Raw genomic sequence first — 17,064 nt, 5'->3', positions numbered from 1 at the left:
CCCCGGCTTGCACACTCACACCGGTTAAACGCGTTCGAACACGGTGGAGATGCCTTGTCCAAGGCCAATGCACATCGTTGCAACACCCAATGTGCCGCCGTTCTGCTTCATGACATTGAGCAAGGTGCCGGAAATACGGGCTCCGGAGCAACCAAACGGGTGACCCAGGGCGATGGCACCGCCGTGCAGGTTAACCTTCTGGTCCATCTTGTCGAGTACTTTCAGATCTTTCAGCACTGGCAAGGCCTGTGCAGCGAAAGCTTCGTTGAGCTCGAAGTAGTCGATATCGCCGATGCTCAGACCCGCGCGCTTGAGCGCTTTCTGAGTCGCCGGCACCGGGCCGTAACCCATGATCGCCGGGTCCACGCCCGCCACCGCCATTGACCGGATCACGGCCATTGGCTCGATCCCCAGATCCATCGCCCGCTGGCCCGACATGACGATCATGCAGGACGCGCCGTCGGTGATCTGCGACGAGGTGCCGGCGGTCACGGTACCACCTTTCGGGTTAAACGCAGGCTTCAAAGCCGCGAGGCTTTCGAGCGTGGTTTCCGGACGAATGGTTTCGTCAAAATCGTACATTTTCAGGAAGCCGTTCTCGTCATACCCTTGCATCGGGATGATTTCGTCCTTGAAGTTGCCTTCCACGGTCGCCTGATGCGCCAGCTTGTGGGAACGCACGCCGAACGCGTCCTGGGCCTCACGGGTGATGCCGTGCATTTTGCCGAGCATTTCCGCAGTCAGGCCCATCATGCCCGATGCCTTGGCGGCATACAGCGACATGTGCGGGTTCGGATCGACGCCGTGCATCATGCCGACGTGCCCCATGTGTTCGACGCCACCGATGACGAACACATCGCCGTTGTTGCTCATGATCGCCTGGGCGGCGGTGTGCAGCGCGCTCATGGACGAACCGCACAGGCGGCTGACGGTCTGCGCAGCGGACGTGTGCGGGATCTGCGTCATCAGCGACGCCATGCGCGCGATGTTCCAGCCCTGCTCCAGGGTCTGGTTGACGCAACCCCAGATCACGTCCTCGACTTCGGCCGGGTCGACCTTGCTGTTGCGTTCAAGCAACTTGCTGATCAGGTGCGCCGACATGTCTTCGGCGCGGGTGTTGCGGTGCATGCCGCCCTTGGAGCGGCCCATCGGCGTACGACCGAAGTCGACAATCACGACGTCTCTCGGATTCAAGCTCATATTCTCACCTGTTCGTTGGGCACTTAGCCGAAGAAGCGCTGGCCAGTACGGGCCATTTCGCGCAGCTTCGCAGTGGGGTGGTACAGAGCGCCCAGATCAGCGTATTGGTCAGCCAGGACAACGAATTCAGCCACACCGATCGAGTCGATATAGCGCAGCGCACCGCCGCGGAAAGGAGGGAACCCGATGCCATAGATCAGGCCCATGTCGGCCTCGGCTGCGGTGTCGACGATGCCGTCTTCCAGGCAGCGGACAGTCTCCAGACACAGCGGGATCATCATCCAGTTGATGATGTCTTCGTCGGTGACGTCGCGCTGTTCGTAGACAATCGGTTTGAGCACTTCGAGCACGGAAGCGTCGACAACTTTCTTAGGCTTGCCCTTCTTGTCGGTCTCGTAGACGTAGAAGCCCTTGCCGTTCTTCTGGCCCAGGCGATTGGCGTCGTACAGCGCGTCCACAGCGGAGCGGCGGTCGTCTTTCATGCGGTCAGGGAAGCCTTCGGCCATGACGTCGCGGCCATGATGACCGGTGTCGATGCCGACCACGTCCATCAGGTAAGCCGGGCCCATTGGCCAGCCGAATTTTTCCATGACCTTGTCGATGCGCACGAAGTCGACGCCGGCGCTGACCAGCTTGGCGAAACCGCCGAAGTACGGGAACAGGATACGGTTGACCAGAAAGCCCGGGCAGTCGTTGACCACGATCGGGTTCTTGCCCATCTTCTTGGCGTAGGCCACGGTCGTCGCCACGGCGACTTCGCTGGACTTCTCGCCACGGATCACTTCGACCAGCGGCATCATGTGCACCGGGTTGAAGAAGTGCATGCCGACGAAGTTCTCAGGACGCTTGAGCGCCTTGGCCAGCAGGCTGATGGAGATGGTCGAGGTGTTGGAGGCCAGAATGGTGCCTTCGGCAACCTGCCCTTCCACTTCGGACAACACGGCCTGTTTGACCTTCGGGTTTTCGACGACGGCTTCAACGACCAGGTCGACGTTGCCGAAATCGCCGTAAGACAGCGTAGGACGAATCGCGTTGAGCGCTTCGGCCATCTTCGCCGGGGTCAGACGCCCTTTTTCGACGCGCTTGCCCAGCAGTTTCGACGCTTCGCCCAGACCCAGTTCGATGGCCTCTTCGCGGATGTCTTTCATCAGGATCGGCGTGCCTTTGACAGCCGACTGATAGGCGATGCCGCCGCCCATGATGCCTGCGCCCAACACGGCCGCCTGCTTCACGTCCTTGGCGACTTCGTCGTAAATCTTCGCTTTCTTTTTCAGTTCCTGATCGTTCAGGAACAGGCCGATCAGACTCTCGGCCGCCGAGGTCTTGGCCATCTTCACGAAACCGGCCGCTTCGACTTCCAGCGCCTTGTCACGGCCGAAGTTGGCGGCTTTCTGAATGGTCTTGATCGCTTCGACAGGTGCCGGGTAGTTCGGACCGGCCTGGCCTGCGACGAAACCTTTGGCGGTTTCGAACGCCATCATCTGCTCAATGGCGTTGAGCTTGAGTTTGTCCAGCTTGGGTTGACGCTTGGCCTTGAAGTCGAACTCGCCGGAAATGGCGCGCTTGATCAGGTCCAGTGACGCTTCCTGAAGCTTTTCGGGCGCGACCACCGCATCGACGGCGCCCACTTTCAGGGCATCTTCGGCGCGATTGTCCTTGCCCGAGGCAATCCACTCGACGGCGTTGTCGACGCCGATCAGGCGCGGCAGGCGAACGGTGCCGCCGAAGCCCGGGTAGATACCCAGCTTGACTTCGGGCAGGCCGATCTTGGCGGTGGCGGACATCACCCGGAAGTCGGCCGCCAGGCACATTTCCAGACCGCCACCCAAGGCGATACCGTTGATGGCAGCGAGGGTCGGGACATTCAGGTCTTCGAAATCACTGAAGATTTTGTTGGCTTCCAGGTTACCGGCCACCAGTTCGGCGTCCGGCAGCTTGAAGTTGTCGACGAATTCGGTGATGTCGGCGCCGACGATGAACACGTCTTTGCCGCTGGTGACGATAACGCCTTTGACCGAGCCGTCAGCCTTGATGGCTTCGACAGCCTGACGCAGGTCGTTGAGGGTGAGGCGGTTGAACTTGTTGACGGACTCACCCTTGAGGTCGAAATTCAATTCGACGATGCCACTTTCAAGAGCCTTAACCGTGATGGCTTTACCTTCGTAAATCATCAACTGATCTCCACGATATGGAAGCTGAACAATACGCGTCAGACGCTGAAATCCGGCGAATCACCTGACCTTTCCGGCCATGCGACACCAAACGCCAGGCACCCCGTCGACACGATTCGAGCGTCTGTCAGAGCATTCCTACGGCAAACGCTCAATTCATACGCCCGTTTGATTTGGGTGCACCTACCTTCAGCCATATTCCAACAATTGTCAATTCGGCAGACAGCGGGCAAAACCGGCAAATCGCAGGTAAAAGACACCTGTGATCAGGCGCCATTCAGTTCAGTGATCAGCACAGGGGACTCGGCACGCCTGACTAAACAGTGGAAGCGACGGCTAAAGGTATAAACGTCAAAAATAATTGGATCCGCAGCAGACAAATGCACCAATAAGGTCTACATTCAGCGCACTGCGCATCAAGACGGGTCGTTTTCGGAAATGCCGTGAAACGAATTTGCACGTCTTTTGCGGCGTTGCACCGCAAAGCGTCACGAATTATCGGCCTGCCTGGCCAACCCCGGCCCGATGTTGCTATCGGGCTTTTTAATGCCTGCGATTTGCCGAGCTCCTGCGCGCGGCCTCACGCCAGCGCCTTGAGCACTCCAGCGATTCTCTCCAGCACCTGGGTTTCGCCCTTCTCCGCCCAGTACAGCGCGATCAGCTGTCTACCCGCCTCAACTTTGTAGACGTCCGCTGGCAGCGTCTCGAATTGCGCCTGCAGGCGCGCATCGGCGCAAGGCTCACGCCACTGATTGACCCACGCTCCGGGCGCCATCTGCCAGTACACCCAGACGTCCGGATCACGTGCCGTGCGCGGCCTGTGGTATTGGGCGCAGGGGCTCGGTGGCTCGGTCGGCAGCCAGTGGGGCCATTCCTGCGGAATCAACTGCATCGCCAGCCCCATGCGCCGCGCCTCCATGCGCATGGCCATTCTTCCGCTCTGCGAACGCGACGGGCGCAGCCATACCAGCGGGCTCAACACCACGGCAATGATTGACAGCACTATCCACAGCGTCATATCTCTATGCCCCTGCCGCGATATGTCGGCAAACAAAGCATAACGGCGTGCCAGGGGCGCGTGAAAAGAGCCATAATCAAAACCATCGCAAACCTCAGAAGGAACATCCCATGTCCTATGAACATATCCTGGTAGCCGTGGACCTCACTGAAGAGTGCGATCCGGTTATCAAAAAGGCCATCAAGCTGGCCGTGGGGACCCAGGCCAAGCTGTCGCTGGTACACATCGTCGAACCCATGGCCATGGCCTTTGGCGGCGACGTGCCCATGGACCTGTCGCAACTGCAGCAGCAGCAATTCGACCAGGCCAAGGAAAAGCTTGCAGCACTCAAACTGAAGTACCCGGACGTACACACCGGCGACAGCCATCTGACCTACGGCCAGCCTCGTCAGGAAATTCACAATCTGGCCAAGGAGCATCATGTCGATCTGATCGTCGTGGGCAGCCATGGCCGTCACGGCCTGTCGCTGCTGCTGGGTTCCACTGCCAATGACGTGCTGCACGGCGCGCCGTGCGATGTACTGGCCGTGCGTCTGGTCAAACGCGCCGAGTAATTCCTGACACATCAAAAAGCCCGAACCCTTGAGGGGTTCGGGCTTTTTTTGTTGCACGACGTTACTGAGTTATTCGTCCAGCTCGGCCCAGCGCTCGACCAGTGCGTCGAGCTCCTTGGTCAGCTGCTCCAGGGACGCCAGCACCTTGGCGGTTTCAGCAGCCGGACGCTGGTAGAAGCCAGGGTCGGCTATCTCTGCCTCGACAGCCGCGATCCGCTGCTCCTTCGCATCGATCTCGCCCGGAAGCGCTTCCAGCTCGCGCTGCAGCTTGTAGCTCAGCTTCTTCTTGGTGGCGGGCGCCGGTTCCTGTACGGGAGCAGGCGCCGCCACAGGCTCGACGATCGCCGAATTCAATTCGGTCTTGCCGGACTTGCTCTCGGTCACGCCCAACAGTCGCGGCGAGCCACCTTGACGCAGCCAGTCCTGATAACCACCGACGAATTCGCGCACCTTGCCCTCGCCTTCGAACACCAGCGTGCTGGTGACGACGTTGTCGAGGAATGCCCGGTCGTGGCTGACCATCAGCACGGTGCCCTTGAAAGTCAGCAAGACCTCTTCAAGCAACTCGAGGGTCTCGACGTCCAGGTCGTTGGTCGGTTCGTCCAGCACCAGCAGATTGGCCGGTTTGCTGAACAGCTTGGCCAGCAGCAGACGCGCGCGCTCACCGCCGGACAGCGCTTTTACAGGCGTGCGGGCACGCTGCGGGCTGAACAGGAAATCCCCCAGATAGCTGAGGACGTGGCGGCTCTGCCCGTCGATGTCGATGAAATCGCGGCCTTCGGCGACGTTGTCGATCACGGTTTTTTCCAGATCGAGCTGATGACGCAACTGGTCGAAGTAGGCGACGTCCAGACGCGTACCCACTTCCACGGTGCCGCTGGTGGGCTTGAGGTTATCGAGCATCAGCTTGAGCAAGGTGGTCTTGCCCGTGCCGTTGGCGCCCAGCAGACCGATGCGGTCTTCACGCTGCAGCACCATGGAAAAGTCCTTGATCAGCGTCGGGCCACCCGGGTGGGCGAAGCTGACGTTCTCCAGCACCATCACCTGCTTGCCGGATTTATCGGCGGTGTCCAGCTGAATGTTTGCCTTTCCGGTGCGCTCGCGACGTTCGCTGCGCTCGACGCGCAGCGCCTTGAGCGCACGCACGCGGCCTTCGTTACGGGTCCGCCGCGCCTTGATACCCTGGCGAATCCACACTTCTTCCTGCGCCAGACGCTTGTCGAACAGCGCGTTGGCGGTTTCTTCCGCCGCCAGCATCGCTTCCTTGTGGACCAGGAAGCTGGCGTAGTCGCCGTTCCAGTCGATCAGGCCGCCACGGTCCAGTTCCAGAATGCGCGTAGCGAGGTTTTGCAGGAAAGAACGGTCGTGGGTAATGAACAGCACGGCGCCCTGAAATTCCTTCAACGCCTCTTCGAGCCAGGCGATGGCGCCGATGTCCAGGTGGTTGGTCGGTTCGTCGAGCAGCAGCAGATCAGGCTCGGAGACCAGCGCCTGGGCCAGCAGCACGCGACGGCGCCAGCCACCGGACAACTCGGCCAGGGTCTTGTCGGCCGGCAACTGAAGCCGGCTCAGGGTGCTGTCGACCAGTTGCTGCAGGCGCCAGCCGTCACGGGCTTCGAGGTCCGACTGCACGTGCATCAGCTTGTCGAGGTCCTCCGCGGTGACGATGTTCTGGCTCAGGTGGTGGTATTCGGCGAGCAGCGCGCCGACACCGTCGAGGCCTTCGGCGACCACGTCGAACACGGTACGGCCATCGGCCACCGGCAGCTCCTGCGGCAACTCGCCGATCTTCAGACCGGGGGCGCGCCAGACGCTGCCGTCGTCAGGCAACTGCACGCCTTTGACCAGCTTCAACATGCTGGACTTGCCTGTGCCGTTGCGGCCGATGATGCAGACCCGCTCACCACGGGCGATCTGCCAGGACACCTTGTCCAACAACGGCATGGCGCCGAACGCAAGGGACACATCGCTGAATTTGAGCAGGGTCATGAGCTTCTCCAAAAACCGGGCGCGCATTCTACCTGAGATACCCGACCGATGGGGGCTATTCGATGACAGGCGTGTCGATGACAGACGTGATCCGGCGAAACGCGGGCACCACGTTCAGTCCGGGGTAAGCGCCGTGCTGCTCACCCTCATGTGCCCGTCACGACCGGCCCAGCAACGTGCCGACGCGCGCAATCAACTCTTCCAGCGCGAAAGGCTTGGTCAGCACCGTCGTCGATCGGTCCAGCGGTTGCTGCTCCGGCACCAGCGGCTGCGCGTAGCCGGTCATGAACAGCACCGGCAGACCCGGCCTGTTGCCCCGCCCGGCTTCCGCCATCTGCCTGCCATTCATCCCGCCCGGCAGGCCAATGTCGGTGACGAGCAGATCGATGGGCGTATCCGATTGCAGCAGTTGCAAACCGGCCTGACTGTCGGCGGCTTCAACGACCACGTAGCCCAGATGCCCCAGCGCCTCGCTCACGAACATCCGCACCGTCGGCTCATCATCCACCACCAGCACGGTTTCGCCCGACCCAACCGTATGGGGCAGACACCCCGGTTCGACCTCGGTGCCCGCCGCGACCTCGGCCGGGTGATAAGGCAGTTGCAGGCAGACGGTCGTGCCGCGGCCCTCGTCCGACTGAATGCTGACCTGCCCGCCAGACTGGCGGACGAAGCCGTACACCATGGAAAGCCCCAGTCCGGTTCCCGCGCCCACCGGCTTGGTGGTGAAGAACGGTTCGAACGCCTTGGCCAGCGTGTCAGGGCTCATGCCCGCACCATTATCCGTGACCGAGATCGTCAGGTAGGTTCCCGGCGGCAGTTCCGGGTCGAGCTCAAGCCCCGCCTCCAGCTGATGGTTGCAGGTGCGGATGGAGATTTTGCCGCCTGCAGGCAGCGCATCGCGAGAATTGATACACAGGTTGAGTAAGGAGTTTTCCACCTGCGCCGGGTCCACCAGGCACGTGCTCGATTGCGCCATGAGTTCGACATCCAGCTCAATGGTCGGCCCGACGGTACGCCGGATCAACTCCTCCATTTCCGCAATCAGGACATGCACATCGGTGTGCACCGGAAGCAGGGTCTGTCGACGGGAGAACGCCAGCAGCCGATGGGTCAGCGCCGCAGCACGCTGGGCGGCGCCGTAGGCTACTGACACGTAACGCTCGACGTCTGCAGTGCGCCCCTGCTGCAGGCGCAACTTGATCAGATCCAGACTGCCGGTGATGCCCGCCAACAGGTTATTGAAATCGTGGGCAATGCCGCCGGTGAGCTGACCGATCGCTTCCATTTTCTGTGACTGACGCAGCGCAGCTTCCGCCGCTTCGCGCTCGGCTACCGCCTGCGCGATGCGCGCCTCCAGCGTACGGTTGAGATCGCGGAGCGCCGTTTCGGCGGATTTCCGTGCAGTCACGTCGATCGACGACCCGATCAGACCGATGACCTCGCCCGCCGCGTCGAGCAATGGAGCCTTGGCCGACAGCCATATCGTGGCTGAGCCATCGGGCATGTCGACGCGCTCCTCGATCTGCTCGGCCTTCCCGCTGCGCATGATGCGCTGGTCCGTCTCCATGACTTGACGCGCCTGATCTTTATCTTCGAGAAACTCCAGGTCGGTCTTGCCGAGGTAGAACTCAGGCGGCTTGCCGATCAGCTCGGTCGTGCCATGGTTGGCAACCAGCATGCGCCCCTCGAGATCCTTGGCGTAGACCACGCCTGGTACGGCGGCGGTGAAGGTCCGCAGCAACGCCGACATTCTGTCTCGCTCGGCTTCCGCGGCGCGACGCGACTCGATGTCCATCAGCACGCCGGGGAAGCGTACGGGTTGTCCCTGGGCGTCCAGTTCCGCCCGGCCATTGGCCTCGACCCAACGATAACAACCATCTTCCTGGCGCACGCGATACTCACACCGGTACGCGCCGCCACGCCCCATCGCTTCGTGGATGTCGGCCGCCACGCGCGCCACGTCGTCGGGGTGGATCGAGGAGAAGGCCTCGGCGATGGGAATACCGGCCTTGCAGCTTTCGGCGGACAAGCCGAAGGACCGGGAAAATCGTTCGTCCGCGGTCACGCAATCGTGAGTGATATCCCACACCCAGGTGCCAATGATCGCACCGGCGTCCAGCGCAAGCTGCAGACGCTCCGAGGTGTCGGTCGGAAATTCGTGAGCCTGAGGCTGCAAGGAGGAAACCACCTGTCGGGCAGGTCGTTCATTGTTACCCTGATCCATTTACACCCTCGGCAACCGCTTGGCAGACAAACGCCGAGCATACCTGTCCGCGACGGCGAGGCGAAGTGTCGCCGAGCAGCGCCGTGGCCCGGCATGCCTGACAATGTCACCGCCGGTCATTGCCGAGTACGTTGCGAGGCGGTAAGGCTATCTGCCCGTGCAACCTGACGCCGAAAGGTTTTCTTCGCTGCGGCTTGCCCCTTCAACTGCTTCGTCGCTGGCTGTTACGATCCATTTCCGGCTCATCTCGAGGCATCATCATGGACAAAAACCAGACTGAATTCGAAGGTTCCTGTCACTGCGGCGCCGTGCAGTTCCGGGTCACTCTCAGCGGAGGTCTGGCGACGGCGCGCCGTTGCGATTGCTCTTATTGCCGCATGCGAGGGGCGGTCGTCGTGACTGCGACCCAGGATAATTTTCGCATCGTCGCGGGTGAACATGCCCTCACGCTCTATCAATTCAATACCCACACCGCGAAGCACTATTTCTGCGGCACATGCGGGATCTACACGCATCACCGGCGGCGTTCCAATCCCGATCAGCTCGGCGTCAACGCAGCGTGCCTGGCCGGGGTCAGCCCTTTCGACTTTGCCGAAGTTCCAGTGAACGATGGCGTCAATCACCCTTCAGACAGAAAAGGAACAGCTGGCAACCCGCTCTCTGGCGTGCTGCGGTTCATTCCCTCCACGGATGCCTGAACGCACGGATAGTCAAGGTGCAGCGCGAGAAGTGGCGGGTTCGCCAGATCGCTGCCCCGCTCAGGCTGTCCTATCAATGGCAGAATTGCCTCCATTGACTGTCTATGGAACCCTCCATGCTTCGCATTTTTGAACGATGGCTCGACCCCTTTCCGCCGGATGAGGTTCCGCCGCCCCCGGCCGGGCTGGCACGCTTCCTCTGGGCCTGCACACGAGGGGCACGGCGCTACATCCTCGCCCTTGCACTGCTCAGCGCCGCGGTATCGATCTACGAAGCGTGGCTGTTTTCCTTCCTCGGCCAGGTCGTCGATCTGCTTTCGGTCTGGAAAGCCGGCGGCGAAGCGGCCGGACAGGAAAGCCGCGTGTTGTGGGGCATCGGCATCGTGCTGATCACCAGCATAGGCCTGGTGGCGCTGCGCACGATGGTGCAGCACCAGGTGCTGGCTATCAATCTGCCGCTTCGTTTGCGCTGGGATTTTCATCGGCTGATGCTGCGACAAAGCCTGTCGTTCTTCTCCGACGAATTCTCCGGCCGGGTCACCACCAAAGTGATGCAGACCGCGCTGGCCGTGCGCGAGGTGTTGTTCACCATTATCGAAATCGCGCCGGGGATCGGCGTGTACTTCATTGCGATCATTGCCCTGGCGGGTGGCTTCGCGCTGAAACTCATGCTGCCGTTCATTGCCTGGATCGTGCTGTTCGGAGTGGCCATGTGGTACTTCGTGCCGCGCCTGGGGAAGGTCGGTCAGGAACAAGCCCACGCACGATCGTCGATGACCGGTCGTATTTCCGACGCCTACACCAACATCACCACGGTGAAACTGTTCTCCCACTCCAGACGGGAAGCACATTTCGCGCGGGCCGCGATGGAGGACTTCAAACAGACAGGCTTTCGCCAGATGCGTCTGGTCAGCCAGTTCGAGATCGTCAATCAGGCACTGGTGGTCGGACTGATCATGGCGGCAAGCGGTTATGCACTTTGGCTGTGGCACCAGGACGAAGTGGGAACCGGTGCGGTAGCAGCGATCACGGCCATGGCGCTGCGTATCAACGGCATGTCGCACTGGATCATGTGGCAGATGACCTCGCTGTTCGAGAACATCGGCACCGTCCAAGACGGCATGGCGACGCTGACCAAAGGCCCCAAGGTGCAGGATGCTCCCGATGCCCGCGCGCTGGTGCCCGCAGGCGGCGCGGTGACCTTCGACAACGTGAGCTTCAACTACAACGGCGAGCGCCAGGTGCTCGACGGGCTGAGCCTGTCGATCCGGCCGGGTGAAAAAATCGGGCTGGTGGGTCGCTCGGGCGCCGGCAAGTCCACGCTGATCAATCTGCTGCTGCGCTTCTACGATGTGGACGGCGGCAGGATCAGCATCGACGGCCAGGACATTGCCAAGGTGACCCAGGACAGCCTGCGCAGTGCCATCGGCATGGTCACACAGGACACGTCCCTGCTGCACCGCTCGATCCGCGACAACATTGCCTACGGTCGCCCCGACGCCACCGACGCCCAGATCCGCCGCGCCGCCGCCAACGCCCAGGCCGACGGCTTCATCAGTCAGCTCAGTGACCGTCAGGGGCATTGCGGCTACGACACGCTGGTGGGCGAGCGCGGAATCAAACTTTCCGGCGGCCAGCGCCAACGTGTCGCGATCGCCCGGGTGATGCTCAAGAACGCGCCGATCCTGTTGCTGGACGAAGCCACCAGCGCGCTGGATTCGGAGGTCGAAGTCGCCATTCAGGAAAGCCTCGACGAAATGATGCAGGGCAAGACGGTCATCGCCATTGCCCACCGGCTGTCGACCATTGCGGCGATGGACCGACTCATCGTCATGGAAGACGGGCGCATCATCGAGCAAGGCACCCATGCCCAATTGCTCGGCAGGAACGGCACCTACGCACGGCTGTGGCAACACCAGAGCGGCGGGTTTCTGGGTGAAGATCAAGGCGTGGTCGAGGCGCATGAGTAAACATATGTAACCGCCCACGCGCCAGCGCTTCAACCGGCGCTGGCAACAGGCTAAGCTAGCGACACTTTTCACGGTTCATCTGCACGGAAGTCTCATGCGCAGTCGTTTGTTCAGCCTTTTGTCCTGCCTGCTTCTGTCGGCCACCGCAGCCCAGTCCGTCCAAGCGGTCGATATCACCACCCAACGCCAGTATTACGATCAAGCCAAACGCGCGCTGGCCAAGGGCGACGCCGGGCCGTATCGAACCTACGCCAGTGCACTGGCCGATTACCCGCTTGAACCGTATCTGGCGTACGACGAACTCACCGCTCGCCTGAACAGCGCGAGCGATCAGGAAGTCGAAAAATTCCTCGCCGAACATGGCGATCTGCCTCAAGCCAACTTCATGAAGCTGCGCTGGCTGCGCCTGCTGGCAGCGCGAGGTGACTGGCAACCGTTCGTCCAGTATTACGACCCCAAGCTCAATTTCGTCGAGCTCGACTGCCTGTATGGTCAATATCAGCTGAGCCATAACCTGCGCTCGGAAGGCTACGCGAACGCCGAAAAGACCTGGATGACTGGCAAGACCCTGCCTCCGGCCTGCGATGCGTTTTTCACGCAGTGGGCGGTCGAAGGCCAGTTGACCGAACAGAAGCGCTGGCAGCGCGCCAAGCTGGCCGCTCAGGCCCGCAACTATGCGCTGGCCAACCAGTTGGTCAACAGCATGACCACCCTCGCGGCTCAAGGTCGTCTGCTCATCGCGGTCGCGCAAAAGCCGGAAATGGTCAACAATCAGGGGCAGTTCATGCCGGCGGACGAGGCCATGTCCGATGTCGTCGGACTGGGCCTGCGCCGCCTCGCCAAACAGGACCCGCAACGGGCGATGGAGCTTCTGGACAGTTATTCGCCGATGCTGCATTTCTCCCACGAGGAGCAAGTCCAGATCGCCAAGGAAATCGGCCTGACGCTGGCTCGCAGCTACGACGGCCGCGCTCTGGAAGTGATGACCCGTTACGATCCGGATCTGCGTGACGACACCGTGACCGAGTGGCGCCTGCGCCTGCTGCTGCGTCTGGGCCGCTGGAACGACGCCTATGAACTGACCCGTCGCCTGCCGCAGACGCTGGCGACGACCAACCGCTGGCGTTACTGGCAGGCGCGCTCGCTGGAGCTGGCGCAACCCGACAGCCCGCTCCTGGCCAATCTGTACCGCACCGTTTCCAAGGAACGGGACTTCTACGGCTTTCTCGCCGCCGACCGCACGCAGACGCCGTACATGCTGAACAACAAACCGCTGCCGCTCAGCCAGGCGACGATGAACAAGGTGCGCAACACCCCCGGCGTGCAGCGTGCGCTGGAGTTCTACGAGCGTGGCGAGGTGGTCAACGGACGCCGCGAGTGGTATCACGTGACGCGCCGCTTCACCCGCGACGAGATGGTCGCCCAGGCGAAGCTGGCATACGACATGCGCTGGTACTTCCCGGCGATCCGGACCATCAGCCAGGCGCAATACTGGGACGATCTGGACATCCGCTTCCCGATGGCCCACCGCGACACCCTGGTGCGCGAGGCACAGATCCGTGGGCTGCATTCCAGCTGGGTATTCGCGATCACGCGTCAGGAGAGCGCGTTCATGGATGACGCACGCTCCGGTGTCGGCGCCAGCGGGTTGATGCAGTTGATGCCCGCGACTGCGAAGGAGACCGCACGCAAGTTCAGCATTCCGCTCGCCTCCCCCGCTCAGGTGCTGGATCCGGACAAGAACATTCAGCTGGGTGCGGCGTATCTGAGCCAGGTCCACGCGCAGTTCAATGGCAACCGCGTGCTGGCGTCCGCCGCTTACAACGCAGGTCCCGGCCGCGTGCGGCAGTGGCTGCGCGGCGCAAATCACCTGGCGTTCGATGTGTGGGTTGAGAGCATTCCGTTCGATGAAACCCGCCAGTACGTTCAGAACGTGCTGTCATATGCGGTGATCTACGGCCAGAAGCTCAACGCTCCACAGCCGCTGGTGGACTGGCACGAACGGTTCTTCGACGACCTGTAACGATCCAGGCCGCGCTGTTTAGCTCCTCAGCGCGGCCGCGACGCCGACCTCCCGCTCAGCGCCGCTCAACTCACTCGAGCACTTCAATCGGCATCCCGACCTCAATGACGCCCGGCCCGTCGCTGACCATGTTCTGGCCGAACCACACCTCGCCCTCCCGTTCGCGATAGGTCTTCAACGTGCTCAGCGGCTCGCGGTCTTCACTGCGCTGGCCAGTCGCCGGATCGATGGTGGTGAGGATGCAGCGCGAACAGGCCTTCAGCAGCCTGAATTCCAGATCGCCGATGCGGATACGCTTCCAGCCATCCTCGGCAAACGCAGGCGCGCCTTCGACCACCAGATTGGGCCGAAAACGCAGCATCTCCTGAGGACGACCGATTTTCTGCGACAGATCGTCCAGCGAAGACTGACCAATGAGCAGCAGTGGAAAACCGTCGGCGAAACCCACCCTGTCATCCGCTGTGCCGTAGCCGGATGGCATGAAGCGGGCCCGGTCCTTGGGCACATGGACCATCCGGGTTGGCTTGCCAATGAACGCACTGACCCAACGCGCCGCCTCATCGCCAGCGTCCGGCACGCGCAACGTGTCGCGCCAGACCGTCACCCCGCGCAGGTTGTCTTCAACGTTCAGTGGCACTGCGATCTGCACAGGCTCATGCCCGGGCGCCGAAAGGGTCACGCCGTCGTCGGCATGCCACAGCACCGACAGTTGTGACATGTGCGGCAAGGCGCGCTGGGTCAGGAACCGACCGCTGCTTTCATCCACCAGCATCCAGCGTCGATCCCCGGTCATGCCCAACTCGTCGAAGCTGGCCTGCTGAAGCGAGTCCGCCTTGCAGGATTTGAGGGGGTACCGATACAGCGCGCTGAGACGAAGCATGTACGCGTCCTTTCTGACAGTGTGAAAACGCCACACTTTATACGAGCGCGCCGGATTCGACGCGGTACAGATACAAAAAAGCCCCTCCATACAGCAAGGGGCTCAAATCTGTCAGACCGGGCTGGAACGTCAGTTGTCGAGCATCAGGCGCTCGCGCACGACATCGACCAGTTTGTCGGGCTGGAATTTGGAGAGGAAGTTGTCGCAGCCGACCTTCTTGACCATCGATTCGTTGAAGCTGCCCGACAGCGACGTGTGCAGTACCACGTACAGCCCGCGCAAACGCGGATCGTGGCGAATCTCGGTGGTCAGGCGATAGCCGTCCATTTCGGGCATTTCGGCGTCGGTGAAAACCATCAACAACTTGTCGGTCATGACCTCGCCAGTGTCCGCCCAGCCTTTGAGCATGTTCAGCGCTTTGAGGCCGTCACTGGCCACGTGCATCTTCACGCCAAGCTGGCCGAGGGTGTCACGCAGCTGCGAAAGCGCCACGTTGGAGTCGTCCACCAGCAGCACTTCACGGCCACGGGCACGCGCCAGTACCGGATCATCGAGCTTGTCGCGGGAAACCTTGGCACTGTAAGGCACGATTTCGGCGAGGACCTTCTCGACGTCGATGATTTCCACCAATTGATCGTCGACCTTGCTGATGGCGGTCAGGTAATGCTGGCGGCCGGCACTGGTCGGCGGCGGCAGGATCGCTTCCCAGTTCATGTTGACGATGCGGTCGACGCCGCCGACCAGAAACGCCTGAACGGAACGGTTGTATTCGGTCACGATGATCGTGCTCGACGCGCCTGGCACCAGCGGGCGCATGCCGATGGCCTGAGACAGATCGATGACCGGCAGGGTCTGGCCGCGCAGGTTGACCACGCCGCACACGAACGGATGACGTTGCGGCATAAGGGTCAGCTTGGGCAGCTGCAGGACTTCCTGAACCTTGAACACGTTGATCGCGAACAGCTGCCGGCCAGCCAAGCGAAACATGAGGATTTCCAGGCGGTTCTCACCCACCAGCTGTGTACGTTGGTCTACCGTGTCGAGAATGCCAGCCATCTGTTGCTCCTGGAGCAGGGGTTCAAGTAAGTCCGCCTACCTGTTATCGGCAGCGACGGTGCAGACCTTAATGTCGATATAATACCGCTCGGCATCATTGATATCACATTAACATCATGCTTTACTGACTGGCATCCGGAGAGCCCGAATAACGGCGGTGTGATGGCTCTTCGCTGATCAATTGCGCCAGGCTCATCCATTCCCCTAGGGGTAATCCCTAACGACAATCAGGGCAAACCTGATATTCCCGAATTCTGTTAGCCATTATTGTGACGCCATTCTCATTGAATGAATGGAGTCAGGTACGTGGTCGTGTTCGCGCAATCTTCCGAATCCCCCGTAACCGCATCGAAGACGGACCGGATCGCCCAGACTATCGCGCGGGGCACTGCTGCACCCCTCCCTTCGAGCACTCGCTCGGCCGTTCGCGCTCACCAACAATCAGAAATGCCCTACAGACTTCCGAATGCCTTCAACATTAACTTTGGGCCACTCGCCCCACGCGATCTGATATCGCAATCCATCAAGAGTGATCTCACATGCTGAACGGCAATGAATGGCATCAGCTGCACGGTGATTTTCTCAGCGAAACGCAACTCCTCATGTGCCGCGCAGACGAGTGCCTCAGTCATCTGGAACTGATCGGCGACGATCGGGATGCCATTGAGTGCCTGCTCACCACGCTGCAGCAACTCGCCGGCAAGGCAGATACTGCGGCGGTCGACTCGGTCGCCGGCTTCGCCCGGCAACTGCGCTACCTGCTGTATTTCGCCAGTGCCGCCGGACGCCTTCAGCCCAAGGCACTGCTGTCCCTGCGCCAATGCATCTCGCTGATGTCCTGGCAAATCGAACTCATCGATCCACTGGACGGCTCACTGCCGCTGGATGATGGCGAACAGCGCGACCTGCTTGAGCAGTTCGGCTGCGCCTGCGGCATCGGCAAACTCGACAACGGACATTCGATCACCGTCGAGTGGTCGGCGCCAATGACCGTCACGCATGCAGAACCCGCCGCAGGCGAACGCCTGGACCGCTCCACCACCCTCTGAAGCCATTGCCGCATCGCCCGAGGCCCAAGGCCGGGGCGCACATGCCCCGGTAAGGCGACCGATCGGCACAAACCATCGATCGCTCTCCTGCGACGCTCCTGCCACTTTCCAGCAACTGCCAACTTGCCATTCGGCGCATTGAAGTTCGGCATGAGTCACTGTGGCGATAACAAGTCCGCAACTAGTCAATGGCCAACTCATGGCACTATCGTTCCAGTTTTAAATCCTG

At 61.3% G+C, this 17,064-nt stretch carries 12 protein-coding genes; 5 read left to right on the top strand and 7 right to left on the bottom strand.

What is annotated here, in order from left to right; genetic code table 11:
- Positions 1–24: 24 nt before the first annotated feature.
- The 3 genes from fadA to BMZ10_RS22865 form a co-directional block, all read right to left on the bottom strand.
- Positions 25–1,200, bottom strand: coding sequence for an acetyl-CoA C-acyltransferase FadA (fadA, locus tag BMZ10_RS22875; protein WP_093467598.1), 1,176 nt, complete (start codon positions 1,198–1,200; stop codon positions 25–27).
- Between the two features lie 23 nt (positions 1,201–1,223).
- A complete protein-coding gene (gene fadB, locus BMZ10_RS22870; protein ID WP_093467595.1) occupies positions 1,224–3,371 on the bottom strand; it encodes a fatty acid oxidation complex subunit alpha FadB in 2,148 nt (715 codons plus the stop codon).
- 580 nt (positions 3,372–3,951) lie between these two features.
- Positions 3,952–4,389 (bottom strand): hypothetical protein, encoded by a 438-nt coding sequence (locus tag BMZ10_RS22865; RefSeq protein WP_093467592.1) that lies wholly within the window; start codon positions 4,387–4,389, stop codon positions 3,952–3,954.
- A 110-nt stretch (positions 4,390–4,499) separates the two neighbouring features.
- On the opposite strand from BMZ10_RS22865, the gene BMZ10_RS22860 reads away from it, so the two are divergent.
- Positions 4,500–4,943, top strand: coding sequence for a universal stress protein (locus tag BMZ10_RS22860; RefSeq protein WP_093467589.1), 444 nt, complete (start codon positions 4,500–4,502; stop codon positions 4,941–4,943).
- Between the two features lie 69 nt (positions 4,944–5,012).
- Here BMZ10_RS22860 and BMZ10_RS22855 read toward each other — a convergent pair whose 3' ends face one another.
- The gene (locus BMZ10_RS22855) at positions 5,013–6,932 is read right to left on the bottom strand and encodes an ATP-binding cassette domain-containing protein (RefSeq protein WP_093467586.1); all 1,920 of its coding nucleotides are present in this window, start codon (positions 6,930–6,932) and stop codon (positions 5,013–5,015) included.
- 157 nt (positions 6,933–7,089) lie between these two features.
- Positions 7,090–9,159, bottom strand: coding sequence for a hybrid sensor histidine kinase/response regulator (locus BMZ10_RS22850; protein WP_093467583.1), 2,070 nt, complete (start codon positions 9,157–9,159; stop codon positions 7,090–7,092).
- 260 nt (positions 9,160–9,419) lie between these two features.
- Here BMZ10_RS22850 and BMZ10_RS22845 point away from each other — a divergent pair, with 260 nt between their 5' ends.
- The 3 genes from BMZ10_RS22845 (at position 9,420) to BMZ10_RS22835 (ending at position 13,850) form a co-directional block, all read left to right on the top strand.
- The gene (locus BMZ10_RS22845; protein WP_093467581.1) at positions 9,420–9,857 is read left to right on the top strand and encodes a GFA family protein; all 438 of its coding nucleotides are present in this window, start codon (positions 9,420–9,422) and stop codon (positions 9,855–9,857) included.
- Between the two features lie 116 nt (positions 9,858–9,973).
- Positions 9,974–11,827: an ABC transporter ATP-binding protein gene (locus BMZ10_RS22840; RefSeq protein WP_093467578.1), complete on the top strand. Its 1,854-nt coding sequence runs from the start codon at positions 9,974–9,976 to the stop codon at positions 11,825–11,827.
- Between the two features lie 94 nt (positions 11,828–11,921).
- A complete protein-coding gene (locus BMZ10_RS22835; RefSeq protein WP_093467575.1) occupies positions 11,922–13,850 on the top strand; it encodes a transglycosylase SLT domain-containing protein in 1,929 nt (642 codons plus the stop codon).
- Between the two features lie 70 nt (positions 13,851–13,920).
- Here the strand turns inward: BMZ10_RS22835 and BMZ10_RS22830 are convergent, their stop codons facing one another.
- Both BMZ10_RS22830 and BMZ10_RS22825 read right to left on the bottom strand, forming a co-directional pair.
- The gene (locus BMZ10_RS22830; RefSeq protein WP_093467572.1) at positions 13,921–14,730 is read right to left on the bottom strand and encodes an MOSC domain-containing protein; all 810 of its coding nucleotides are present in this window, start codon (positions 14,728–14,730) and stop codon (positions 13,921–13,923) included.
- A 129-nt stretch (positions 14,731–14,859) separates the two neighbouring features.
- A complete protein-coding gene (locus tag BMZ10_RS22825) occupies positions 14,860–15,786 on the bottom strand; it encodes a chemotaxis protein CheV (protein ID WP_093467569.1) in 927 nt (308 codons plus the stop codon).
- Positions 15,787–16,325: 539 nt separating this feature from the next.
- On the opposite strand from BMZ10_RS22825, the gene BMZ10_RS22820 reads away from it, so the two are divergent.
- On the top strand, positions 16,326–16,835 hold the full coding sequence (locus tag BMZ10_RS22820) for a hypothetical protein (RefSeq protein ID WP_177182198.1): 510 nt from the start codon (positions 16,326–16,328) through the stop codon (positions 16,833–16,835).
- Positions 16,836–17,064: the final 229 nt, after the last annotated feature.

This window comes from Pseudomonas sp. NFR16 (genome assembly GCF_900108875.1).
GTDB lineage: Bacteria > Pseudomonadota > Gammaproteobacteria > Pseudomonadales > Pseudomonadaceae > Aquipseudomonas.
This window is presented reverse-complemented; position numbering and strand designations above follow the sequence as displayed.